This window comes from Streptomyces bullii (assembly GCF_042657145.1).
In the GTDB taxonomy this organism is placed as follows: Bacteria; Actinomycetota; Actinomycetes; order Streptomycetales; family Streptomycetaceae; genus Streptomyces; species Streptomyces bullii.
The window spans coordinates 503,483-526,149 of the sequence record NZ_JBHSNY010000005.1 but is presented as its reverse complement, the minus strand read 5'-3'; the positions used below and the strand labels follow the sequence as shown (position 1 = coordinate 526,149).

At 72.8% G+C, this 22,667-nt stretch carries 19 protein-coding genes; 6 read left to right on the top strand and 13 right to left on the bottom strand.

The window, feature by feature from the left end; translation table 11 throughout:
• Positions 1 to 25 precede the first annotated feature (25 nt).
• Complete coding sequence (locus ACFPZJ_RS16980) at positions 26 to 361, top strand: ATP-binding protein (protein ID WP_381021956.1); 336 nt, start codon at positions 26 to 28, stop codon at positions 359 to 361.
• Positions 362 to 440: 79 nt separating this feature from the next.
• Here ACFPZJ_RS16980 and ACFPZJ_RS16975 read toward each other — a convergent pair whose 3' ends face one another.
• The 5 genes from ACFPZJ_RS16975 to afsQ1 all read right to left on the bottom strand — a co-directional run bounded on the left by ACFPZJ_RS16975 (position 441) and on the right by afsQ1 (position 4,923).
• Positions 441 to 641 carry a PspC domain-containing protein gene (locus tag ACFPZJ_RS16975; RefSeq protein ID WP_381021955.1) on the bottom strand — a complete coding sequence of 67 codons (201 nt, stop codon included), beginning with the start codon at positions 639 to 641 and terminating at the stop codon, positions 441 to 443.
• A 64-nt stretch (positions 642 to 705) separates the two neighbouring features.
• Positions 706 to 1,287 (bottom strand): VanZ family protein, encoded by a 582-nt coding sequence (locus ACFPZJ_RS16970; protein ID WP_381021953.1) that lies wholly within the window; start codon positions 1,285 to 1,287, stop codon positions 706 to 708.
• Positions 1,288 to 1,379: 92 nt separating this feature from the next.
• Entirely contained in the window at positions 1,380 to 1,958 is a 579-nt protein-coding gene (locus ACFPZJ_RS16965; protein ID WP_381021952.1) for a hypothetical protein, read from the bottom strand.
• Between the two features lie 689 nt (positions 1,959 to 2,647).
• Complete coding sequence (locus tag ACFPZJ_RS16960) at positions 2,648 to 4,249, bottom strand: ATP-binding protein (RefSeq protein WP_381021951.1); 1,602 nt, start codon at positions 4,247 to 4,249, stop codon at positions 2,648 to 2,650.
• Entirely contained in the window at positions 4,246 to 4,923 is a 678-nt protein-coding gene (gene afsQ1, locus ACFPZJ_RS16955) for a two-component system response regulator AfsQ1 (RefSeq protein WP_187827957.1), read from the bottom strand. Before afsQ1 ends, ACFPZJ_RS16960 begins: the two co-directional genes overlap by 4 nt.
• A gap of 239 nt (positions 4,924 to 5,162) precedes the next feature.
• Here afsQ1 and ACFPZJ_RS16950 point away from each other — a divergent pair, with 239 nt between their 5' ends.
• A complete protein-coding gene (locus tag ACFPZJ_RS16950; protein WP_381021950.1) occupies positions 5,163 to 5,915 on the top strand; it encodes a SigE family RNA polymerase sigma factor in 753 nt (250 codons plus the stop codon).
• 272 nt (positions 5,916 to 6,187) lie between these two features.
• Here the strand turns inward: ACFPZJ_RS16950 and ACFPZJ_RS16945 are convergent, their stop codons facing one another.
• From ACFPZJ_RS16945 to deoC, 4 genes are all read right to left on the bottom strand, one after another.
• Positions 6,188 to 6,823, bottom strand: coding sequence for a uridine kinase family protein (locus tag ACFPZJ_RS16945; protein WP_381021949.1), 636 nt, complete (start codon positions 6,821 to 6,823; stop codon positions 6,188 to 6,190).
• Between the two features lie 259 nt (positions 6,824 to 7,082).
• Positions 7,083 to 7,985 (bottom strand): aldehyde dehydrogenase family protein, encoded by a 903-nt coding sequence (locus tag ACFPZJ_RS16940; protein ID WP_381021947.1) that lies wholly within the window; start codon positions 7,983 to 7,985, stop codon positions 7,083 to 7,085.
• Positions 7,978 to 9,441, bottom strand: coding sequence for an aldehyde dehydrogenase family protein (locus ACFPZJ_RS16935; protein WP_381022151.1), 1,464 nt, complete (start codon positions 9,439 to 9,441; stop codon positions 7,978 to 7,980). The genes ACFPZJ_RS16940 and ACFPZJ_RS16935 overlap by 8 nt, the downstream gene beginning before the upstream one ends.
• 14 nt (positions 9,442 to 9,455) lie before the next feature.
• Positions 9,456 to 10,412, bottom strand: a complete 957-nt coding sequence (gene deoC / locus ACFPZJ_RS16930; RefSeq protein WP_381022150.1) for a deoxyribose-phosphate aldolase — start codon at positions 10,410 to 10,412, stop codon at positions 9,456 to 9,458.
• Between the two features lie 533 nt (positions 10,413 to 10,945).
• Here deoC and ACFPZJ_RS16925 point away from each other — a divergent pair.
• Complete coding sequence (locus tag ACFPZJ_RS16925) at positions 10,946 to 11,641, top strand: PH domain-containing protein (RefSeq protein ID WP_381021945.1); 696 nt, start codon at positions 10,946 to 10,948, stop codon at positions 11,639 to 11,641.
• 247 nt (positions 11,642 to 11,888) lie between these two features.
• Positions 11,889 to 13,541 (top strand): hypothetical protein, encoded by a 1,653-nt coding sequence (locus ACFPZJ_RS16920; RefSeq protein ID WP_381021944.1) that lies wholly within the window; start codon positions 11,889 to 11,891, stop codon positions 13,539 to 13,541.
• A 211-nt stretch (positions 13,542 to 13,752) separates the two neighbouring features.
• Here ACFPZJ_RS16920 and ACFPZJ_RS16915 read toward each other — a convergent pair whose 3' ends face one another.
• The 3 genes from ACFPZJ_RS16915 to ACFPZJ_RS16905 form a co-directional block, all read right to left on the bottom strand.
• Positions 13,753 to 15,384, bottom strand: coding sequence for a phospho-sugar mutase (locus tag ACFPZJ_RS16915; protein ID WP_381021943.1), 1,632 nt, complete (start codon positions 15,382 to 15,384; stop codon positions 13,753 to 13,755).
• A gap of 461 nt (positions 15,385 to 15,845) precedes the next feature.
• Entirely contained in the window at positions 15,846 to 16,670 is an 825-nt protein-coding gene (locus tag ACFPZJ_RS16910; protein WP_381021942.1) for a purine-nucleoside phosphorylase, read from the bottom strand.
• A gap of 102 nt (positions 16,671 to 16,772) precedes the next feature.
• Positions 16,773 to 17,210: a gamma-glutamylcyclotransferase family protein gene (locus tag ACFPZJ_RS16905; RefSeq protein WP_381021941.1), complete on the bottom strand. Its 438-nt coding sequence runs from the start codon at positions 17,208 to 17,210 to the stop codon at positions 16,773 to 16,775.
• A gap of 95 nt (positions 17,211 to 17,305) precedes the next feature.
• Between ACFPZJ_RS16905 and ACFPZJ_RS16900 the strand changes: the two genes are divergently transcribed.
• Complete coding sequence (locus tag ACFPZJ_RS16900; protein WP_381021940.1) at positions 17,306 to 18,751, top strand: NAD(P)H-quinone dehydrogenase; 1,446 nt, start codon at positions 17,306 to 17,308, stop codon at positions 18,749 to 18,751.
• Between the two features lie 166 nt (positions 18,752 to 18,917).
• A complete protein-coding gene (locus ACFPZJ_RS16895; RefSeq protein ID WP_381021939.1) occupies positions 18,918 to 19,910 on the top strand; it encodes a DeoR/GlpR family DNA-binding transcription regulator in 993 nt (330 codons plus the stop codon).
• A 708-nt stretch (positions 19,911 to 20,618) separates the two neighbouring features.
• Here the strand turns inward: ACFPZJ_RS16895 and ACFPZJ_RS16890 are convergent.
• Positions 20,619 to 22,394, bottom strand: coding sequence for an acetyl/propionyl/methylcrotonyl-CoA carboxylase subunit alpha (locus ACFPZJ_RS16890; RefSeq protein WP_381021938.1), 1,776 nt, complete (start codon positions 22,392 to 22,394; stop codon positions 20,619 to 20,621).
• Positions 22,395 to 22,667: the final 273 nt, after the last annotated feature.

Below are 22,667 nucleotides of genomic sequence, written 5' to 3'. Positions count from 1 at the left end.
TTCAAGTCAGTCGAGGACGCATTTCATGAAGCAGTCTGCTGCCAAGACCCTCGGTGTCGCCGCCCTCGGTGCCGCCTTCGCCTTCGCCGGTGCCGGTGCCGCCAGCGCGGCGCCCGAGCTCCCGGACACCGGCCAGACGCTGGAGACCGTGGACACGACCCTTCCGGCCGACCAGGCGCTGCCGGGCGCGGGTCAGGCGCTGGAGCAGGGGCAGCACGCCGCCGGCGCCGGTCTGGAGACCGCGCAGCCGAACGCCGAGCAGCTGTCCCAGACCCCGACCGAGCCGGTCTCCGGACTGCTCGGGGGTCTGCCGGTGCAGGAGCTGCCCACGCAGGGCGCGCCGGCGAACCAGCTCGGCTGACCCCGCTCAGGCGGACACACGCGCCGATGGGGCGCACCCACTCACGGGTGCGCCCCATCGGCGTACGTACGTCGGGCACTCACCAGGCCGTGCGCGCCTTGTCCTCCGACGGCAGGAAGATCCACAGCGCGATGTACAGCAGGAACTGCGGGCCCGGCAGCAGGCACGACAGCAGGAAGATGACGCGCATCGTCGTGGCGGAGGTGCCGAAGCGCCGTGCGAGCGCGGCACACACTCCGCCGATCATGCGGCCGTCGGTGGGGCGGGCGAGGCGGGACATGTGCGGCTCCTTCGTAGCAGCGGGTGTGAGGCCTGTCCTCCAGCGGCCTCAGCTGCTCTCCACGTTACGGAGACGAAGGGGGCAAAGCGTCACTCCACGGGGCGATCCCGACCCTGGGAATCGTCGGGGTCCGACCCTGAACCGGCTCCTCCTGCAGGAGGGCCGCGGGAGACCGGTACCCGGCCCGGCGGCGCAGCCAGCAGCGGCCGGCCGGGACGACGGCGAGATGGACGAGCGCCACGCCCGCGGTGTTGAGGAACAGCGAGTCGACGTCCACGACCTGGCCGGGCACACCGGTCTGCAGCAGTTCGATGCCCAGCGACAGCAGGGCGCCCGCGGCGACGGTGCGCAGCAGCGACCCCAGCCGCGACACGGCCAGCCGCCCGCCCGCCATCGGCAGCAGGACACCCAGCGGCGCCAGCAGGGCGAGGCCCTCACCGATCCGCCGGGCCGCCTCAGGCCACCCCAGCGCGAGGTCGGCGCGGATCCCGGCGAACGGACGCAGATTGGCGGGCATCACCCAGGGGACGTCCAGCGGTCGCAGCGTGAGCCAGGCGACGAACGCGAGGTGTGCGACAAGGAGGACACCTCCTGTCACACGGATGCGGATCGCGGCGCTGCCGCCGATGGAGCCTTGACGCTGCACGAACCCCTAGACGCGGCCTTCGGCACGATCGGTTCCGGGATGTCACCCGGTACCGGGGTGAGGCATGCGCCACAACCCCCACCGGCGGCCCGTCAGCCCTCGGTGACCTCCGTCGACGGCGGTTCCTCGGCGCCGGGCCGGGCGCGGACCTCGTCGGTGCACTCGTAGCGGCGCGGCGGTTCGGTGCCCGGGCCGCCGAGGATCACCGAGCCGTCGCCCTCGGCCGCCGCCGAGTCGGAGAACGTGCAGACGATCTGGGCGAGGGCGTAGGAGGTGAGGCCGGCGGGCGCGGTGCTCAGCCGCAGCGCGTCCTTCGGGTCGCCGGGCCGCGGCCCGCCGACGGTCATGCCGCCGCGTACGTTCGAGGTGTACCCGGCCTCCTTCTCGGCGGCCGACGGCGGCGCCGACAGCTGGTCGAGCAGCCCCTGGGCCACCAGCACGCGCCGCTCGGAGTCCGCGGCGCCGTCCGGGACCCGCACGGTGCGGTCGACGGCCACCAGCGAGGAGCGGCACAGCAGGAACACCCGCACCGGCACACCGCGCGTGGCCTGCGCCGACACCTCCGGCTCGGTGAGCGAGCAGCGCACCCGTGAGGGCGCCGTCCCGAAGTCCGTCGGCACCTCCGTGGCCCGGATCCCGCACCCGGCGAGCACCACGGCGAGCCCGGACACGGCGAGCAACCGCCACAGGGCCGCCGGGCGCCCCCGACCGCCGCCGCGGCGCGGGTGCTGCGGCAAGGCCGTGCCGGGCCGCGGCCCGGCTGCCGGGCGGCCTTTCCGGCCGCTGGGGCGCGTGTCCTCGGGAGGGGCCGTTGCCGGGCGTGGTGCGGGTGTCGGACGGCCTTGCCGGGCGGCGCTGTCGGAGGGTGTGGGCCGCGGGCTGCGTGCAGCCGGAGGCAGGCGGTCCGTGTCCCGGGTGCTGTGCTGGGCGTCCCCGGGAGAGGTGGTCGCCGGGCGTGGTGCGGGTGTCGGCTGGTTCTGCCCGGCGGCGCCGTCGGGGGGCGTGGCCCGCGGGCTACGTGCAGCAGGCCGGTGGTTCGCGCGCCGGGTGCTGTGCTGGGCGTCCTCGGGAGGGGCCGTTGCCGGGCGTGGTGCGGGTGTCGGACGGCCTTGCCGGGCGGCGCTGTCGGAGGGTGTGGGCCGCGGGCTGCGTGCAGCCGGAGGCAGGCGGTCCGTGTCCCGGGTGCTGTGCTGGGCGTCCCCGGGAGAGGTGGTCGCCGGGCCGGGTGCGGGTGTCGTGTGGCTCTGCCGGGCGGCGCCGTCGCCGCCCGTCGACGGGTGGCGTGCGGTGGGCGGACTGTCCTGGTGGGGGGCGCCGGGGCCGTCGGCGGAGGGTGTGGTCGGCAGGCGTCGTATGGTCATCAGGCGTTCCCCTTCGCGCCCTCGCCCTTGCTCTGGTCGCCGTCGGCACGGTCCTTCCCTGCGCCCTCCGCGCCCCCGGTCAGCGCGGACGCGTCCCGGGGCAGCCGCAGGGTGAACACCGCGCCGCCCTCCGGAGAGTTGGCCGCGGTGATCCCGCCGCCGTGGATGTGGGCGTTCTCCAGGGCGATGGACAGGCCGAGGCCGCTGCCCTCGGAACGCGGCCGGGAGGCGCTGGCCTTGTAGAAGCGGTCGAAGACGTGCGGCAGGACGTCCTCGGGGATGCCGGGCCCGTGGTCGCGCACCTCGATGACGATCGAGTCGTCCGCCTCGCGGACGGACACCCGCACCGGCGAACCGCCGTGCTTGAGCGCGTTGCCCACGAGGTTGGCCAGGATCACGTCCAGACGGCGCGGATCGAGGCGGGCGTGGATGCCGCGCTCGGCGTCCAGCTCGACCGCGTCCAGCCAGGCACGCGCGTCGATGCAGGCGGTGATCTGGTCGGCGATGTCGACGTCGTCGAGGACCAGCCGGGCGGTGCCCGCGTCGAAGCGGGTGACCTCCATCAGGTTCTCGACCAGGTCGTTCAGCCGCCGCGTCTCGCTGACGACGAGCCGTACGGCGGGCTCGATCATCGGGTCGATGCCGCCGCTCTCGGAGTCCAGCTCCTCCTCCAGCACCTCGGTCACGGCGGTGATCGCGGTCAGCGGCGTACGCAGCTCATGGCTCATGTCCGCCACGAAGCGACGGGACGCCTCGTCGCGCGCGGCCATGTCGGCCACCCGCTTCTCCAGCGCCTCGGCCGCGTTGTTGAACGTCCGTGACAGGTCGGCCAGTTCGTCCGTCCCCGACACCCTGAGCCGGGTGTCCAGCTTGCCCTCGCCGAGCCGCCGGGCGGCCGCCCCGAGCCGCTGCACCGGCTTCAGCACCGTCGTCGCGGCGGCCTGCGCGAGCAGCGCCGAGCCGATCAGCGCGAGCCCGGTGGCGATCCCCAGCGACCAGGCCAGCGAGTTGAGGTCCTTGGCCTCCGGCTCCAGCGACTTGAGCATGTAGCCGGTCGGGCCGCCGCCGTTCACCTTGCTGCCGGCCACCAGGTACGGCGTGTCGCCCTCGACGATCCGCTGCCAGTACAGGTGGTACGCCGACTTGTCGGCCGAGGTGTCCTTCTGCCGCTCGTTCACCGCCTCGCGCAGCGAGACGGGCACGTCCTGCAACGAGAAACCGCTCAGACCGCCGGAGCTGCCGTACACCGTCCTGCCCTCGGCGTCCTCGGCGACCAGCAGCACGCTGAACCGCTGACTGCTGGTGGCCATCAGCCCCGCGGTGTTCTGCAACTCGTCCTGCGTCGGACGCTCGGGCAGCGCGCCCGCCCGGTTGCGCATCTCCTGCTCGAAGTCGCGCAGCACCGCGTCCTGGGTACGGGTGAGCACGGCCTCGCGGTTGAGCCAGTACGCGATGGCGGACGCGGACACGGCGGCCGTCAGGGCCACCAGTCCGAACACGACGACCAGCCTGAGGCGCAGGCTGGTGAAACGCAGCCGCGACAGGACCTTCTTGCGCGCCGCGGCCCAGGCGCGGCTTCCCCCTGGGTGGTGCTGTGTCACTGAGGCGGATCCAGCCGGTAGCCGACACCGCGCACGGTACGGATCAGCGTCGGAGACGACGGGACGTCCTCGACCTTGGCGCGCAGCCGCTGGACGCAGGCGTCCACCAGCCGCGAGTCACCGAGGTAGTCGTGCTCCCACACCAGCCGCAGCAGCTGCTGCCGTGACAGCGCCTGCCCCGGCCGCCGGCTCAGCTCCAGCAGCAGCCGCAGCTCGGTCGGCGTGAGCTGGAGGTCCTGGCCGTTCTTGGTCACGGTCATCGCCGAACGGTCGATGACGAGGCTGCCGAAGGTCGCCGAGTCGCTGGACTCCCGCTCCCCGCGCCGCAGCACCGCCCGGATCCGGGCGTCCAGCACCCGCCCCTGCACCGGTTTGACGACGTAGTCGTCGGCGCCGGACTCCAGACCGACGACGACGTCGATGTCGTCGCTGCGCGCGGTCAGCAGGATGATCGGCAGCTGGTCGGTGCGCCGGATGCGCCGGCACACCTCGAACCCGTCGATGCCGGGCAGCATCACGTCCAGCACGATCAGATCCGGCCGCTGCTCGCGCAGCAGCTTCAGACCGTCCTCACCGCTGGCAGCGGTCGCCACGCGGTGTCCCTGGCGCGTGAGAGAGAGCTCCAGGGCCGTCCGGATGGCGTCGTCGTCCTCGATCAGCAACAGGGAAGGCACGGGCTCATTCTGGCCCATGGAGGGCGCGCTGTTCGACCTGTGGGCGGAGATGGTCGTCTTCGGCGGCACCGACGCCCGGGAAGGAGCTGTGGCGGTACTGTCACCGACCCCTGTGACAGGTCTGTGACAGTCGGCGGACACGGCCATGAAAGTGCGACGGCAAGCTTTTCGGCACAGGCAGGAAGGCTCGCCGAAACCGGGCGGGCCGCACACCGGAAGTCCACGACGGGGGGCGCGAGATGAACACGCTGCACGGCACCAGCACCAGCGCTGTGGTCACGCGTCTGCACGACGTGCACCGAGGTAACGAGAAGTCCGGTGCCGTGAGCGGGCGGGGGTGCGCTCGCGGCGCCGGGCGTCAGCACACCGCGTACATGACGGTGGTTGACGCGCACACGGGGGAGGCTCACGGGGGAGCCGCGTACAGGGAGGAATCGGGGGAGCGCCGCTCCCTGCCGGCGACGGTGGACGCCGAAGCCGCGTTCACCGCCTACGTCCAGGAGCGCCGCGCCTCCCTGTACGCCACCGCCTACCACCTCACCGGCGACCGCTTCGAGGCCGAGGACCTGCTGCAGAGCGCGCTGTTCTCGACGTACAAGGCGTGGGACCGGATCAGTGACAAGGCCGCGGTCGGCGGATACCTCCGCCGCACCATGACCAACCTGCACATCAGCGCCTGGCGGCGCCGCAAGCTCAACGAGTACCCGACCGAGGAACTGCCGGAGACGCCCGGCGACACGGACGCGATGCGCGGCACCGAGCTGCGCGCGGTCCTGTGGCAGGCGCTGGCCCGGCTGCCCGAGCTCCAGCGCACCATGCTGGTCCTGCGCTACTACGAGGGCCGCACGGACCCGGAGATCGCGGAGATCCTCGACATCAGCGTCGGCACGGTGAAGTCCAGCATCTGGCGGTCGCTCCGCCGGCTGCGCGAGGACGAGGTCCTCAGCTTCGGCCGTGACGAGGAGAACGCCTTCGGCGAGCTCGTCGCCTGAAGGTTCGGGGGGAGCGAAAGAAAAACGGGCTCCGGGTGTATCAGGGGAGAGACACCGGAGTCTGCATGACAGGGTCCCGGTCTCCGGGGCCCGGGGGGATCACGGGGGAAGCACCACCACGGGGGAGCACCACGGGGGAAACCGGGGGGACACGGGGGAACCACGGGGGAGCGGGACTGGAGGGCCGGGGGGTCCGTCCAGTCCCGCTTTTTCTGCCCGGGGCGGGAGGGGCGGTCAGGCCGCCGTGGTCTCCTGCGGGGCGGGACGGTCGGTCAGACCGCCGTGCGCGCCGTCGCGCAGCGGCCCGCCGCGGCGGCGGCCAGGCGGCCCATCGCCTCGTCCCGGTCGCAGGCGTGGGCGCCGAGTGCCGTCTGGCGGGCGATGATCGTGCGCTCCTGGCGCATCAGCCGCCAGCCGCGGCGCAGCAGGAACGGCACCGACTTGCGGCCCTCCTTCAAGTCCCGCAGGAACCGGCGGCGGAACGTCTTCACCGGGCCGCGGCTCAGGCACAGCGCGTCGGCCAGGACGCCCAGGTCCCGGCAGCGCGTGACGATCTCCGCGGCGAAGATGCCCTCCGCGATGAACAGCGGGGTCCGCCCGATGTCGATCGTCTCCTGGCCGGTGCGGGCGCTCAGCGCGATGTCGTAGACGGGGACGTTCGTCCGGCCCGTGCGGCACAGCTCCGCGATCGCGGCGACGGCCGTGTCCGCGTCCCAGGAGTCCGGGTGGTCCCAGTCGATGTCGGAGCTCCCCGCCACCTGCGGAAGTGTCGGGTCGTCGCCCTCCTTGTAGAAGTCGTCGAGCCGCAGCACCGGAAGACCGGAGTGGGCCGCGAGGAGGGACTTGCCGGAGCCGGAGGGGCCGCAGAGCAGCACGACTCGCGTCGGTATGGGCGGATGGGAACTCACGGGACACCAGTGTGAGGCATCGATCGGCCACCGTACGACCCCGCGGGTCGGCTTTGCAGCGCGCATCACACCGCGACCACGCCTCGCGTCCCACCGGTCACCGTCCGCGGCCGAGCGACACCGAACGGCAGCCCCGCCCTCCCGGACGGAGGAGGGCGGGGCTGCCGGCCTGTGCGGCTCCGGTGCGCGGGGCGCCGCGCTGATCCCGAGCCCGGTGCTGCGGCCGGTCCTTCGGCTGGTTCCGTGGCCGGTCCTTCGGTCAGTACGAGGAACCGGACGCGCCCAGCGACCCGGTCGGGTGCCAGACCGTCTTGGTCTCCAGGAACGCCGTCATGCGGTCCAGGCCGGGAGTCGCCAGGTAATCCACAGGCTGTGGACGCAGCACCCGCTTGAGGTTGTCCGCCGCCGCGATCTCCAGCTCCTTCGCCAGCACCTCGTCGGCGCCGGCCAGGTCGATGGCGTTGACGTCCTGGTGCGCGGCCAGCGGCGCGGCGATCTCCGCCGTACGGCCGGAGAGGACGTTGACCGTGCCGCCGGGGACGTCCGAGGTGGCCAGCACCTCGCCCAGGGACAGGGCCGGGAGCGGGGACCTCTCGCTCGCCACCACGACCGCCGTGTTGCCGGTCGCGATCACCGGGGCGACCACCGAGACCAGGCCCAGGAAGGACGACTCCTGCGGTGCGACGACCGCGACCACTCCGGTCGGCTCCGGGGAGGACAGGTTGAAGTACGGGCCGGCGACCGGGTTGGCGCCGCCGACCACCTGGGCGATCTTGTCGGTCCAGCCCGCGTACCAGACCCAGCGGTCGATCGTCGCGTCGACGACGGCCGCGGCCTTCGACTTCGACAGGCCCTCCGCGTCCGCGACCTCGCGGACGAACTGCTCGCGGCGGCCCTCCAGCATCTCCGCGACGCGGTAGAGGATCTGGCCGCGGTTGTACGCCGTAGCGCCCGACCAGGCCGGGAAGGCCTTGCGCGCGGCCACGACCGCGTCACGGGCGTCCTTGCGGGAGGAGAGAGGCGCGTTGGCCAGCCAATTGCCCTTGGGGTCCGTCACCTCGTACACCCGGCCGCTCTCGGAACGCGGGAACTTCCCGCCGACGTACAGCTTGTAGGTCTTGAAGACGGAGAGTCGCTCGGTCTTCTCGGGCTTGTCAGACATCGAGGTACGCCTCCAGACCGTGGCGGCCGCCCTCGCGGCCGAAGCCCGACTCCTTGTAGCCGCCGAACGGCGAGGTCGGGTCGAACTTGTTGAACGTGTTGGACCAGACGACGCCCGCGCGGAGCTTGTTCGCGACCGCCAGGATGCGGGAGCCCTTCTCCGTCCAGACACCGGCGGACAGGCCGTACGGCGTGTTGTTGGCCTTGGCGACGGCCTCGTCCGGGGTGCGGAAGGTGAGGACCGACAGCACCGGGCCGAAGATCTCGTCGCGGGCGATGGTGTGCGCCTGGGTGACGTTCGTGAAGAGCGTCGGGGCGAACCAGTAGCCGTTCTCCGGCAGCTCGCAGGCCGGCGACCAGCGCTCGGCGCCCTCCGCCTCGCCCTGCGCCACCAGCGACGTGATGCGCGTGAGCTGTTCCTCGGAGTTGATCGCGCCGATGTCCGTGTTCTTGTCGAGGGGGTCGCCCAGACGGAGAGTGGACAGACGGCGCTTGAGCGAGTCCAGCAGCTCCTCCTGGACCGACTCCTGCACCAGCAGACGGCTGCCCGCGCAGCACACCTGGCCCTGGTTGAAGAAGATGCCGTTCACGATGCCCTCGACGGCCTGGTCGATCGGGGCGTCGTCGAAGACGATGTTGGCGCCCTTGCCGCCGAGTTCGAGCGTGAGCTTCTTGCGGCTGCCCGCGACGGTCCTCGCGATCTCCTTGCCGACGGCGGTGGAGCCGGTGAAGGCCACCTTGTCGACGTCGGGGTGCGCGACGAGCGCGGCGCCCGTGTCGCCGTAGCCCGGAAGGATGTTGACGACGCCCTTGGGCAGGCCCGCCTGGCGGCAGATGTCCGCGAAGAACAGCGCCGAGAGGGGGGTGGTCTCCGCAGGCTTCAGGACGACCGTGTTGCCGGTGGCGAGCGCCGGGGCGATCTTCCACGCCAGCATCAGCAGCGGGAAGTTCCAGGGGATGACCTGGCCCGCGACGCCCAGCGGCTGCGGGCTCGGGCCGAAGCCCGCGTGCTCCAGCTTGTCGGCCCAGCCCGCGTAGTAGAAGAAGTGGGCGGCGACCAGCGGCAGGTCGACGTCCCGCGTCTCCTTGATCGGCTTGCCGTTGTCGAGGGTCTCCAGGACGGCCAGCTCGCGGGAGCGCTCCTGGACGATCCGGGCGATGCGGAAGAGGTACTTGGCGCGCTCGGAACCGGGCAGCGCCGACCACTTCTCGAAGGCCCTGCGAGCGGCCTTCACCGCGCGGTCGACGTCGGCCTCGCCGGCCTGGGCGACCTCGGAGAGGACCTCCTCGGTCGACGGGCTGACCGTCTTGAAGACCTTGCCGTCGGCCGCGTCGGTGAACTCGCCGTCGATGTACAGGCCGTACGAGGAAGCGATGTCGACGATCGCGCGGGACTCGGGGGCGGGAGCGTACGCGAACGCGGACGACCGCTTGTCCGGGGTCAGTTCCGGGGTCATTTCGGTCATGGTGATCAGTCCACCGTCACGTAGTCGGGGCCGGAGTAGCGGCCGGTGGCCAGCTTCTGACGCTGCATCAGCAGATCGTTCAGGAGCGATGAGGCGCCGAAGCGGAACCAGTGGTTGTCCAGCCAGTCCTCGCCGGCGGTCTCGTTGACCAGGACGAGGAACTTGATCGCGTCCTTGCTGGTGCGGATGCCGCCGGCCGGCTTCACACCGACCTGGACACCGGTCTGCGCACGGAAGTCGCGGACCGCCTCCAGCATCAGCAGTGTGTTCGCCGGGGTCGCGTTCACCGCCACCTTGCCGGTCGAGGTCTTGATGAAGTCCGCCCCGGCCAGCATGCCGAGCCAGCTCGCGCGGCGGATGTTGTCGTACGTCGACAGCTCCCCCGTCTCGAAGATGACCTTCAGGCGGGCGCTCGTGCCGCAGGCCTCCTTCACGGCGGTGATCTCGTCGTACACCTTCAAGTATCGGCCCGCGAGGAACGCGCCGCGGTCGATGACCATGTCGATCTCGTCGGCGCCGGCGGCGACGGCCTCCCGGACGTCGGCGAGCTTGACGGCGATCGGGGCGCGGCCCGCCGGGAAGGCGGTGGCGACCGAGGCGACCTTCACGCCCGAGCCGGCCACGGCCTCCTTGGCGACGGCCACCATGTCGGGGTAGACGCAGACCGCGGCCGTGGCGGGAGTGCTGCGGTCGGTCGGGTCGGGGTGGACCGCCTTGGCGCCGAGCGCCCGGACCTTGCCCGGGGTGTCCGCGCCTTCCAGCGTCGTCAGGTCGACCATCGAGATGGCGAGGTCGATGGCGTACGCCTTCGCGGTCGTCTTGATCGAACGGGTGCCGAGGGAGGCGGCACGCGCCTCCAGGCCGACCGCGTCGACGCCGGGCAGCCCGTGGAGGAAGCGGCGCAGCGTGCTGTCGGACGCGGTGACGTCTGAGAGCGAGTGCGGGAGTGCAGTGGTGGGCATGGTCACCAGACGAGCATATCTACGCGCGTAGCGGCTGTACAGGCCCCCGCGCTCGTCTTGTGCGGGGGCGGCGCGGATGAGCGGCTCGTGCGGGAGCGGCGCGGGTGCGCGACTCCTGGGGGGCGGAGCGTTTTGGGCGTCTCGTGCGGGGCGGCGTGTTGGGCGTCTTGGGGCGTTGGGCGTCTTGTTGGGGGGTGCGCGGCCGAGCGCTTCGCTTCGGCGGTTGAGCGGAGCGTCTGATTCGGGGATTGCGCGGACAAGCACTTGGCTTCGGCGGACGAGCGGCTCGCGCGTGCGGCGGCGCGGGTACGCGGCCTGTGTGGGGGCGGCGCGGTTTCTTCTTGTGGGCGCCGCGCCGACGAGGGCTTGTGGGGGTCGGGGCGCGGGAGCGGCCTCTGGGTGCCGGGGGATGAGCGGCTTGTGGGTGCCGGGCGGATCAGCGGCCGGTGAGGCGGGGGCGGTCGGAGTCGGCTGTGGGGGTGCTGGGGCACCGCCTAGCAGCGCCCCCGGGGCCGTCGGGCAGAATCGGGACCATGACGACCCCGGATCACCCGTCATCCGCGCCGCAGCCCCCGGAGCCCGACCGCAAGGACCGGGTCCATCGGTCGCCCGCGGCCATCGTCGGCGGCGTGCTGCTGCTCGCCGTCGCCGGATGGTTCGGCATCGACGCCGTGGTCTCCGGGCAGGGCGGCACCCCGTGGCGGGCGCTCGCCGCGCTGCTCCTCGGCGTACCGCTGGTCGTCGCGTTCACCCTGCGCCCCGCCGTCCACGTCAACGACGACCGGCTGCGTATCCGCAACCCGTTCCGGATCATCGTGCTGCCGTGGGGCGAGGTCGCCTCGCTCCGGTCCGGGTACTCGAACGAGGTCGTGACCAAGTCCGGCACGAAGTACCAGCTGTGGGCGCTGCCCGTGTCGCTGCGCTCCCGTAAGAGGGCCGCGCGGCGGGAAATGCTGATCCGTGCGGCGGGCGAGGAGCCACGGGGCGGCCGGAGCGGCCGCGGCGCGGGGCTCGGACTGGGCGGAGGCCTCGGCGGTGTTTCCGTGCCGGCCGAGGGACCGGTGCGGGCGGAGACCGACCGGATCATGGACGACCTGCGCGAGCTGCACGCCAACCGGCGGGACGCGGCGTCCGCCCAGGGCGAGGTCACCGTGCGGTGGGCCTACGAGATCGCGGGACCGGCGGCTGCGGGGGCGGTGCTGCTGGTGATTCTGCTGGCGGGCGGCTGACGGGGGCGACTTGACGGGGCTCTTCGAGTGCGGGGTCCGCCGCGGCTCTTTCTTCGAGTGCGGGGCCTGGCGGGGCTGTCAGTGCCGGGCTCGGCGGGGCTCTGACCGAGGGGCTCGGCAGGGCCTTTCAGGGGGGCGTGAGGGGCTGTTGCGGCCACGGTGGCACAGGGTCCTACGGTGAAGTGGCCGGACGCGGTGCCGGGGCTGGCACCGCAACCCCTGACGCGGGCCGAGCGTCTGGGAAGCGATGACTACGAATCTCCCCCAGCCCCTGCGGCTGCCCGCCACCGCCCTGCCCGACGGCTGCCCCTCCTGGGACACGGAACAGGCGCGCCGCTGGGCCGAGGCGCTGCCGCCGCGCTGGGTGCCGGTGCGGTTGCGGTCGCGGCACCTCGACGTGGTGTGGCTGAGCGTCCTGGCGACGACCCCGGCGCTGGCGTTCGCCGGGCTGCCCCCGCACGTCGCGGCGCTGCTGCCGCTCCACCTGCTGTGGCTGGTGACGCGGCCCGAGGTGGTGCGGTTCTCGGCGCCCGCCCTCGTCGTCGTGGTCGTCGTACAGCGGTTGCCGTGGCCGGTGACCGTGTGCGCGGCCCTGGTCGCGTTCGTCGCTCTCGTGCTCGCCGAGCTGCGGGTGCGGGCGCGGTCGGCGCAGCGGGCGACGGCCCTGGCAGCGGCCGGGGGAGTGACGGCTCCGCTGCCGAAGGCGGGCGGTCCCGTCCGGCGTGGGCGGGGCCTCGCCGTGGCCGGGGTGGTCCTGCTGCTGGTCGGTGGCGCGCTGGTGGCGGCGCAGCGGTTCTGGGACGCGGCGGAGGACCGGCGGGCTGCCGCCGCCTTCGGCTGTCTCGTCGTCGGTCTCGGGCTCACGGTGCTGGTCTCCGCGGCGTTGGGCCGGTGCCGCGCCACCCGGTTGCGCGCGGCGCCGGCCCCCGTGCTGCGCGTCCTGATGCGTGACGACGCCGAGGGGGACACCGAGGTGTTCGCCGCGGACGACGCGGAGGTGCTGCGGCCGCTGTTCACCGTCTCTGTCTCGGAATGGAGCGACGACGAGGACGACGATGAGGACGATGACGCTGACGACGAGGGCGAGTCGGACGAAGACCTCCCCGACGAGGACGAGCAGCCAGGGCCGCTGCGGGAGGCCGTGCTGTACGGAGCGCCCTGTGACGGGGCCGAGGTCCTGATCCTCAGTGCCGCCGAGGAGCCGGACGCACCGCCCGTGGTGGAGTGGTCGACCGGGCCGGTGCGGCCGTTCTCGGAGCGGGAGGCGCGGCGGCGGGCCGAGGAGGAGAGGCAGGTCGCCGCCTTGGAGGCGGTGGCGGCCGTCCGCGCGCGGACGGCCGGCGAGGACGCCGTGCCGGTGCCGGTACGCAGCTGGCGTGCGGGGCCGGTGGACTGGCTGGCGAGCGCGTTGATGACGCTGTGCGCGGGCTGGATCTTCTGGAGCCCCACCACCGACGCGGGCTTCCCGCTCTGGCAGCAGATCCTCGCCTTCGCCGCGATCCTGTTCGTGGCGGGCCGGCTTGCGGTCAAGCTCCGCTGGCGCATCACCGCCGACCGCGCCGGGCTGTGGCTGAACGGCGGTCTGCGCGGGCCCGTCCTCATCCCGTGGGACGACCTGCGCTCGATACGCCGCGACTCCTTCGAGCTGAAGCTGCGTCGACGCCGGGGCGAGTCCTGGTCCGTCGCCGCGCCCCGCTGGGCCTGGCTGCAACGGCGGCTAGGGCTCACCCACCCGTACGACGCGCTGGCCGCCGAACTCACCACCCTGCACCTCGACCCGGCCCTGCGTCCCGGCGGTGAGAGCCGCAAGCGGGAGCGGGGGCGGGCGTTGTGGCCCCTGGCCGTGGTGCTGGGCGGGGTGTGGACGGCGGTCGTGCTCGCCGCGCGGTGGTGGGCGTAGACGCTGCGTGGGCGTCGGCGGCGCGTGGGCGTTGGCGTCGGCGGAGGCTGTAGACGGTGCGGGGGCGTGGGGGTGGCTGTCAGCCCGTGCTGCGAGCCCGTGCCGGGACATCACCCGATGGGGTGCCCTCCGAGCCCTCCGAGCCCTCCGAGTGCTCCGAGCCCTCCGAGTCCTTCGGCGGAGTGGCACCCCGTCGTGCCGTGCGGGCCGGTCAGATGCCGGCCGCCGTCGACAGGTCCCGCTTGATCGACGTCAGCAGGGCCGTCGCCTTCGCGCGGGCTGAGGGGAGGTCGGCGTGCCCGGCGACCGGGACCACGACCTCCAGGTAGCACTTCAGCTTGGGCTCCGTGCCGCTGGGGCGGACGATCACGCGGGCGCCTTCGAGCGTGTAGCGCAGGCCGTCCGTGGGCGGGAGGGTGTCCGTGCCCTGGGTGAGGTCCTCCGAGCGCGTGATCGGCAGGCCGCCGAGGTGGGTCGGGGGCTGCTCGCGCAGACGGCGCATGGCGGCCGCGATGAGGGACAGGTCCTGGACGCGGACCGAGAGCTGGTCGGTGGCGTGCAGGCCGTGCTCGACGGCGAGGTCGTCGAGGAGGTCGAGGAGCGTGCGGTTCTCCGCCTTGAGGACCGAGGCGAGTTCCGTGATCAGGAGGGCGGCCGTGATGCCGTCCTTGTCGCGTACGCCCTCGGGGTCGACGCAGTAGCCGAGGGCCTCCTCGTAGCCGTAGCGCAGGCCCTCCGCGCGGGCGATCCACTTGAAGCCGGTGAGGGTCTCGACGTGGCGCAGGCCCGCCTTGTCGGCGATGCGGCCGAGCAGGGAGGACGACACGATCGACTCCGCGAAGGTGCCGGTGGCGCCGCGGCGTACCAGGTGCGCGGCCAGGAGGGCGCCGACCTCGTCGCCCCGGAGCATGCGCCAGTCGTCGCCGTCCCGCACGGCCACCGCGCAGCGATCGGCGTCCGGGTCGTTCGCGATGACCAGGTCCGGGTCGGTCTCGCGGGCCTTGGCGAAGGCCAGGTCCATCGCGCCGGGCTCTTCGGGGTTGGGGAAGGCGACGGTCGGGAAGTCCGGGTCGGGGTCGGCCTGCTCGGTGACGAGGGCCGGCTCGGGGAAGCCGGCGCGGGCGAAGGCGGCGAGGAGGACGTCCTTGCCGACGCCGTGCATCGCCGTGTAGACGGTCCGTGCGGTACGGGGGGAACCGGGGGCCAGGACGGCGTCGGTGCGGGCGAGGTAGGCGTCGACCACGGCGTCGTCGAGGATCTGCCAGCCCTCGGTGGGGCGCGGGACCACCGTGAGGGACGGGACGGCCGCGATCTCGGCGGCGATCTCCGCGTCGGCGGGCGGGACGATCTGGGAGCCGTCGCCGAGGTAGACCTTGTAGCCGTTGTCGCGGGGCGGGTTGTGGCTGGCGGTGACCTCCACGCCGGCGACCGCGCCGAGGTGCCTTATGGCGAAGGCCAGAACCGGGGTGGGGAGGGGGCGGGGGAGCACGGCGGCGTCGAGACCGGCGCCCGTCATGACGGAGGCGGTGTCGCGGGCGAACTCCTCCGACTTGTGGCGGGCGTCGTAGCCGATGACGACCAGGCCGTTCTCGTGGCCGTTCTTCTTCAGGTACGCGGCCAGCCCGGCGGCGGCGCGGATGACGACCGAGCGGTTCATGCGCGTGGGGCCGGCGCCGAGTTCGCCGCGGAGGCCGGCGGTGCCGAACTGGAGGGTGCCGCTGAAGCGTGCGGTGAGCTCGGCGTGGTCCTCGGCGTCGATGAGCCCGGCGAGTTCGGCGCGGGTCTCCGCGTCGGGGTCCTCGGCGAGCCATGCGCGGGCCTGTGCGATGAGTCCGTCTTGCACGTCCTGCACGGTCGGTCAGCCTCTCGTTGTGTGGGGTGTGCGGGTGGTGCGGATGCCTGCGGCGGCCTGTGCCGCCTCTGTGGGGATTGCCGTAGCGCCTGGTGGTGCGTCGTGGGTCGGGGGCCGCGCCGGGGGGTGTCCGTCCTCGGTCTGCCGCGTGGTGTCTTACGGGGGTGCTGGGCCGTGTCCGGCAGCCGCTGCGGGCGGACACTCCCGACACGTCCCTTCCCGCCGTGGACGAGTGCACCCAGCGCGCGGACGCACGTACACGCCCGGCCACGGGCGGCCGTCCCGCCCCGCCGCGGGCGAGTGTGGCGCGAGCTGCGGGCGTGCGCGCCTCGCCCGGTGCTTCCGGCACGGGTGGGCACGGCGGCACCCCCGGGGCGCCGGGGTGCGCAACCCCCGCAGGCGCCCGCCCCCAGCACCGACGCCGAGCGAGCCCCAGCCGGCAGAGCCGGGTCCTACAGCCGGCCCAGAACCTGAGCCAGCAGCGAACCCATCCGCGTCGCCGAATCGCGTCCGGCCTGGAGGACCTCCTCGTGGTTGAGGGGTTCGCCCGTCATCCCGGCGGCCAGGTTGGTGACGAGGGAGATGCCCAGGACCTCCGCGCCCGCCTCGCGGGCGGCGATCGCCTCCAGGACCGTCGACATGCCCACCAGGTCCGCCCCGATGACGCGGGCCATGCGGATCTCGGCCGGGGTCTCGTAGTGCGGGCCGGGGAACTGCGCGTAGACGCCCTCCTCCAGGGTGGGGTCGATCTCCTTGCACAGCGCGCGCAGGCGCGGCGAGTACAGGTCCGTGAGATCCACGAAGTTCGCGCCGACGATGGGGGACGTCGCCGTGAGGTTGATGTGGTCGCTGATCAGCACCGGCTGGCCGGGGCGCATGCCCTCGCGCAGGCCGCCGCAGCCGTTGGTGAGGACGACGGTCTTGCAGCCGGCCGACACGGCGGTGCGCACACCGTGGGCGACGGCGGCCACCCCGCGGCCCTCGTAGTAGTGCGTACGGCCCAGGAAGAGCAGCGCGCGCTTGTCGCCGATCCGGTACGAGCGGATCTTGCCTCCGTGCCCCTCGACCACCGGCGGCGGGAAACCGGGCAGCTCGGTGACCTGGAACTCGGCCTCGGGGTCGCCCAGGGCGCCCACGGCCGGAGCCCAGCCGGAGCCCATCACGAGGGCGACGTCGTGGGTCTCGGCGCCCGTGAGTTCGCGCAGGCGAGCGGCGGCGGCGTCGGCGGCCGTGTAGGGGTCGCCCTGGATGTCGTCCGGAAGAAGAGATGCGTTCACGCCGACGAGGGTAGCCGGTATCGGCCTACGCGCGTAGATGACAGAGCTGATGAGATGGCGATCGTTGTCTTGTCGTTTCCGACGAGAAGGGGGTGCGGGGGCTCAGCAGGGGCGCTTGCGGAGTTCCATGACGTAGTCGTGGGGCGCTCCCGCCGACTCCGCCGCGTCCGCGATCTCCCCGAGGTAGCGGGCGGAGGGCAGGCCGCCCTCGTAGGCGTTGAGGACGTACACCCAGGCCGGCTCCTCGCCGTCGAGCGTGTGCACCCGGATCCGCATCCGGCGGTATATGTCCATCCCGACGCCCTCCCAGCGGTCCAGTGACTCCTCGTCCATGGGGGCGATGTCGTACAGCGCGACGAAGACCTGGGCCAGGGGATCCTCGACGATCGTCGCGAGGGCTCCGTCCCAGCCCATGTGCTCGCCGCCGAAGGTCAGCCGCCACCCGTTCAGCCAGCCGGTGGCGCGCAGCGGCGAGTGCGGGGCGCGGCGGGACATCAGCCGCGCGTCGAGGTTGCCGGCGTACGCGGCGTAGAGCGACATGGGGAGAGGGTACGGCAGCGGCACCGGGGTCACTCCCGTAACAGAGCCGCATCGGCCGGGGCCCCGGGCGGTCGCACGTTGAAGGGTGCGGGACAATGGAGTACGTGACTCGGATCGTGATCATCGGTGGCGGACCCGGCGGATACGAAGCGGCGCTGGTGGCCGCGCAACTCGGTGCGGAGGTGACCGTCGTCGACTGCGACGGTCTGGGCGGGGCGTCGGTGCTCACCGACTGCGTGCCGTCCAAGACCCTCATCGCCACGGCCGAGGTGATGACCACCTTCGACTCCTCGTACGAGGAGCTGGGCATCATCGTCGCCGACGACACCCCGCCCCTGGAGCAGGCCGCCCGGATCATCGGGGTGGACCTCGGCAAGGTCAACCGGCGCGTGAAGCGGCTGGCCCTCGCCCAGTCGCACGACATCACCGCCTCCGTCACCCGTGCGGGCGCGCGGGTCATGCGCGGGCGCGGCCGGCTGGACGGCATGCAGGCCCTCGACGGGTCGCGCAAGGTCGTCGTCACCGCGGCCGACGGGAGCGAGGAGACGCTGGCGGCGGACGCGGTGCTGATAGCGACCGGCGGGCACCCGCGCGAGCTGCCCGACGCCCGCCCGGACGGCGAGCGGATCCTGAACTGGACCCAGGTGTACGACCTCACCGAGCTGCCCGAGGAGCTCATCGTGGTCGGGTCGGGCGTGACCGGTGCCGAGTTCGCCGGCGCCTACCAGGCACTCGGCTCGAAGGTGACGCTCGTGTCGTCCCGCGACCGTGTCCTGCCCGGCGAGGACCCGGACGCCGCCGCCGTGCTGGAAGAGGTCTTCCGCCGGCGCGGCATGAACGTCATGGCGCGCTCCCGCGCGCAGTCCGCCAAGCGGGTCGGCGACCGGGTCGAGGTGACGCTGGCCGACGGCCGGGTCATCACCGGCTCCCACTGCCTGATGGCCGTCGGCGCCGTCCCGAACAGCGCGAACCTGGGCCTGGAGGAGGCCGGGGTCAAGCTGCGCGAGTCCGGCCACATCTGGACCGACAAGGTGTCCCGTACGACCGCTCCGGGCGTGTACGCGGCCGGTGACGTGACCGGAGTGTTCGCCCTCGCGTCCGTCGCCGCCATGCAGGGCCGTATCGCCATGTACCACTTCCTCGGCGACGCCGTGGCCCCGCTGAACCTCAAGACGGTCTCCTCGAACGTCTTCACCGACCCCGAGATCGCCACCGTCGGCTACACCCAGGCCGACGTCGACGCCGGCAAGATCGACGCCCGCGTGGTGAAGCTGCCGCTGCTGCGCAACCCGCGCGCGAAGATGCAGGGCATCCGCGACGGCTTCGTCAAGATCTTCTGCCGGCCGGGCACGGGCATCGTCGTGGGCGGTGTCGTCGTGGCGCCGCGCGCCTCGGAACTCATCCACCCCATCTCGATCGCGGTCGACAACAATCTGACGGTCGAGCAGATCGCGAACGCCTTCACCGTGTACCCGTCCCTGTCCGGCTCGATCGCGGAGGTCGCCCGGCAGCTCCACACCCGCAAGGCGGGCGACGCCTGACGGCCGGATCCGACTCCTGGCTGGTCACGGGCAGTTGTCGAGCATGCGTGCGGCATAGGCGGCGGGAATAGGTCCTATACCACTTCCCGCTGCCCCGTGCGAACATCTTCTGCTATTCAGCGCAAACTGCTGAAAGCAGACGGTCGCTGGCGTTACTGTCAGTTTCGTGTTCGCTGCAGAACGTCGCCAATTGATCCTCGAAATGGTGCGGGCGAACGGGGCCGTGTCGCTCCGTGAGCTCGCCCGCGTCGTCCAGACCTCCGAAGTGACCGTACGGCGGGACGTGCGCGCGCTGGAGGCAGAAGGACTCCTCGACCGCCGGCACGGCGGTGCGGTACTGCCGGGCGGTTTCACGCGGGAGTCCGGCTTTCCGCAGAAGTCCCATCTCGCGACCGCCGAGAAGACCGCCATCGCCGACCTCGCCGCCAACTTCGTGGAAGAGGGCGAGGCCATCGTGGTCGGGGCGGGCACCACCACACAGGAGCTGGCGCGCCGGCTCGCCCGGGTGCCCGGACTGACCGTGGTCACGAACTCCCTCCTGGTGGCACAGGCGCTGGCCCATGCCAACCGCGTGGAGGTCGTGATGACCGGCGGCACGCTCCGCGGCTCGAACTACGCGCTCGTGGGGTCCGGGGCCGAGCAGTCGCTCCAGGGGCTGCGGGTGTCCAAGGCCTTCCTCTCCGGGAGCGGCCTGACCGCCGAGCGAGGACTGTCCACCTCCAACATGCTGTCGGCGTCCGTCGACCGGGCGCTCGTACAGGCCGCGGCGGAGGTCGTCGTCCTCGCCGACCACACCAAGCTCGGCACGGACACGATGTTCCAGACCGTGCCGACGGATCTGATCACCCGGCTGGTGACGGACGAGCCGCCCGCGCACGACGACCGCGCGGCCACGGAGTTGCAGGCGCTGGCCGACCAGGGCGTGCAGATCGCGGTGGCGGGTGTGCCGGGGGCCTCGGCGGGTTCCGCGGGTCCTTCCGGGTCCGTGGGCGCGGGGGGTGACTCGGTCCCGGCGCGTCAGCAGCGCCGGGACGTGTCTCTGCCCGGGCCGCGTCGTCAGGTCCCCGGGGCGGGTCCCGGCCTGCGGACGGCCGCGGTCCTCGGCGAGCAGACGCCCGGGACGGAACGGGGGCGCGTCGCTGATCTGCGACGCCGGTAGTCACGTCGGCGCCGGGCTCGTACATCTGCCCCACAGCCCTTGCTGACAGGCGCTCGGCGCACGTGCCGGGGGCGGGGCTGCGCAACCCGGCGCGACGGGCGTGGCGCCCGCGCCCACCCGTGCCGCCCTGGCGGTACCTCCCAGCTCCTCGAGGCACGGGGGCACGCATGCCCGCGGCTCGGGCCGTACTCGCCCGCGGCGGGTGGGGGCGGGTGCCTGCGGCGCGTGGGACGGGTGTCCGCGGCGGATGCGGCGAGTGCCCGCGGCTGGGTGCGGCTGGGTGCCCGCGGCTCCGCGCCGCACTCGCCCGACGCGGAGCCGCGGCTGGTGGAACGGGTGCCCGTGGCGCGGGTCGGCCGGGTGCTGGCGGTGGGCGGGATGGCGCCCGTGGTCAGGGTGGGTGCCCCCGGCGCGGTGGAGGGCCCGCGGTCGCCCACGGCGGGCAGGGGACGTGCCGGGGGGTATCCGCCCGCAGCGGCTGCCGGACACGGCCCAGCACCCCGTAAGACACTATGCGGCAGACCGAGGACGGACGACATCCCCCGGGCGCGGCCCCGACCCACGACGAAGCCGCAGGCGCCCCATCGAGCCCCACCGGAGCCGCGCGGGCCGCCGCAGGCATCCCCGTCGAACCGCGCGGACACGAAGAACCCGGTGGACCGACTGCTTCGGTCCACCGGGTTCTGTGGCAATGCGACTGTGCCGGTCTCAGTCCTTGATCTCGCAGATCGCCGCCCCGGACGTCACCGACGCGCCGACCTCGGCCGCCAGGCCCTTGATCGTGCCGGCCTTGTGCGCGTTGAGGGGCTGCTCCATCTTCATGGCCTCCAGGACGACGACCAGGTCGCCCTCCTGCACCTCCTGGCCCTCCTCCACCGCGATCTTGACGATGGTGCCCTGCATGGGAGAGGTCAGCGTGTCGCCCGAGGCCACGGGTCCGGACTTCTTCGCCGCGCGGCGCTTGGGCTTGGCGCCCGCCGCCAGGCCCGTACGGGCCAGGGACATGCCCAGCGAGGCCGGCAGGGAGACCTCCAGGCGCTTGCCGCCGACCTCGACGACGACCGTCTCGCGGCCCGGCTCCTCGTCCGCCTCGGTCGCGTCGGCGGGCGCGGCGAACGGCTTGATCTCGTTGACGAACTCCGTCTCGATCCAGCGGGTGTGGACCGTGAACGGCCCGTCCTGCCCATGCACCTCGGGCGCGAACGCCGGGTCCTTGACCACCGCACGGTGGAACGGGATGGCCGTGGCCATGCCCTCCACCTCGAACTCCTCCAGGGCGCGGGCCGCGCGCTGCAGGGCCTCCTTACGGGTGCGGCCGGTGACGATCAGCTTGGCCAGCAGGGAGTCCCAGGCCGGGCCGATCACGCTGCCGGACTCCACGCCCGCGTCCAGGCGCACACCCGGCCCGGACGGCGGGGCGAACGTCGTCACCGTGCCCGGCGCGGGCAGGAAGTTGCGGCCCGGGTCCTCGCCGTTGATGCGGAACTCGAAGGAGTGGCCGCGCAGCGGCGGGTCGTCGTAGCCGAGCTCCTCGCCGTCGGCGATGCGGAACATCTCCCGCACCAGGTCGATGCCGGCGACCTCCTCGGTGACCGGGTGCTCCACCTGCAGGCGGGTGTTGACCTCCAGGAAGGAGATCGTGCCGTCGTTGCCGACCAGGAACTCCACCGTGCCGGCGCCGACGTAGCCGGCCTCCTTCAGGATGGCCTTGGAGGCGCGGTACAGCTCGGCCACCTGCTGCTCGGACAGGAACGGCGCCGGGGCCTCCTCGACGAGCTTCTGGTGCCGGCGCTGGAGCGAGCAGTCACGGGTGGAGACGACGACCACGTTGCCGTGCTGGTCGGCGAGGCACTGCGTCTCGACGTGCCGCGGCCTGTCCAGGTAGCGCTCCACGAAGCACTCACCGCGGCCGAAGGCGGCGACGGCCTCACGGACGGCGGAGTCGTACAGCTCGGGAACCTCTTCGAGCGTGCGCGCCACCTTCAGACCGCGACCGCCACCACCGAACGCGGCCTTGATCGCGATCGGCAGCCCGTGCTCCTCGGCGAAGGCGACGACCTCCTCCGCACCGCTCACCGGGTCCGGCGTGCCGGCCACCAGCGGGGCGCCCGCGCGCTGGGCGATGTGCCGGGCGGCGACCTTGTCACCGAGGTCGCGGATGGCCTGCGGCGGCGGGCCGATCCAGATCAGGCCCGCGTCGAGCACGGCCTGCGCGAACTCCGCGTTCTCGGAGAGGAAGCCGTAGCCGGGGTGGACCGCGTCCGCCCCGGACTCGCGCGCGGCCTTCAGGACCTTCGCGATGTCGAGGTAGCTGGTGGTCGGAGTGTCACCACCCAGGGCGAACGCCTCATCCGCGGCGCGGACATGCAGAGCGTCCCGGTCCGGGTCGGCGTAGACGGCCACGCTCGCGATCCCGGCGTCCCGGCAGGCCCGGGCCACGCGGACAGCGATTTCGCCACGGTTGGCGATGAGCACCTTGCGCACGATTGAGGCTCCCTCCTTGAAACAAGCCGAGTTTAGGGACTGCCGACACGGCACTTCGACCCGTCCCCAGTGGTGAGCTTGCCCACACGGAGCGTGATACGAGGCTCGCTCGACCCGCGAAATCCCTTGTCGCACCGCACTACGCAGGACTCCTCCGGGAAACCCTAGCCGTCCCCTGTGGTCAAGGTCTCTGTCATCACGTGCTGCGGGCCACTCTGTTTCTTTGTGGAATCCCTACGAATGGCCCAATGATTCTTTGCCGCCCGTAGGACC

Coding starts and splice junctions, on each gene's coding strand:
- ACFPZJ_RS16980 (WP_381021956.1), top strand. CDS start 26: ATGAAGCAGTCTGCTGCCAAGACCCTCGGTGTCGCCGCCCTCGGTGCC.
- ACFPZJ_RS16975 (WP_381021955.1), bottom strand. CDS start 641: ATGTCCCGCCTCGCCCGCCCCACCGACGGCCGCATGATCGGCGGAGTG.
- ACFPZJ_RS16950 (WP_381021950.1), top strand. CDS start 5,163: ATGAACACGCTGCACGGCACCAGCACCAGCGCTGTGGTCACGCGTCTG.
- ACFPZJ_RS16940 (WP_381021947.1), bottom strand. CDS start 7,985: ATGTCTGACAAGCCCGAGAAGACCGAGCGACTCTCCGTCTTCAAGACC.
- ACFPZJ_RS16935 (WP_381022151.1), bottom strand. CDS start 9,441: ATGACCCCGGAACTGACCCCGGACAAGCGGTCGTCCGCGTTCGCGTAC.
- deoC (WP_381022150.1), bottom strand. CDS start 10,412: ATGCCCACCACTGCACTCCCGCACTCGCTCTCAGACGTCACCGCGTCC.
- ACFPZJ_RS16925 (WP_381021945.1), top strand. CDS start 10,946: ATGACGACCCCGGATCACCCGTCATCCGCGCCGCAGCCCCCGGAGCCC.
- ACFPZJ_RS16920 (WP_381021944.1), top strand. CDS start 11,889: ATGACTACGAATCTCCCCCAGCCCCTGCGGCTGCCCGCCACCGCCCTG.
- ACFPZJ_RS16905 (WP_381021941.1), bottom strand. CDS start 17,210: ATGTCGCTCTACGCCGCGTACGCCGGCAACCTCGACGCGCGGCTGATG.
- ACFPZJ_RS16900 (WP_381021940.1), top strand. CDS start 17,306: ATGGAGTACGTGACTCGGATCGTGATCATCGGTGGCGGACCCGGCGGA.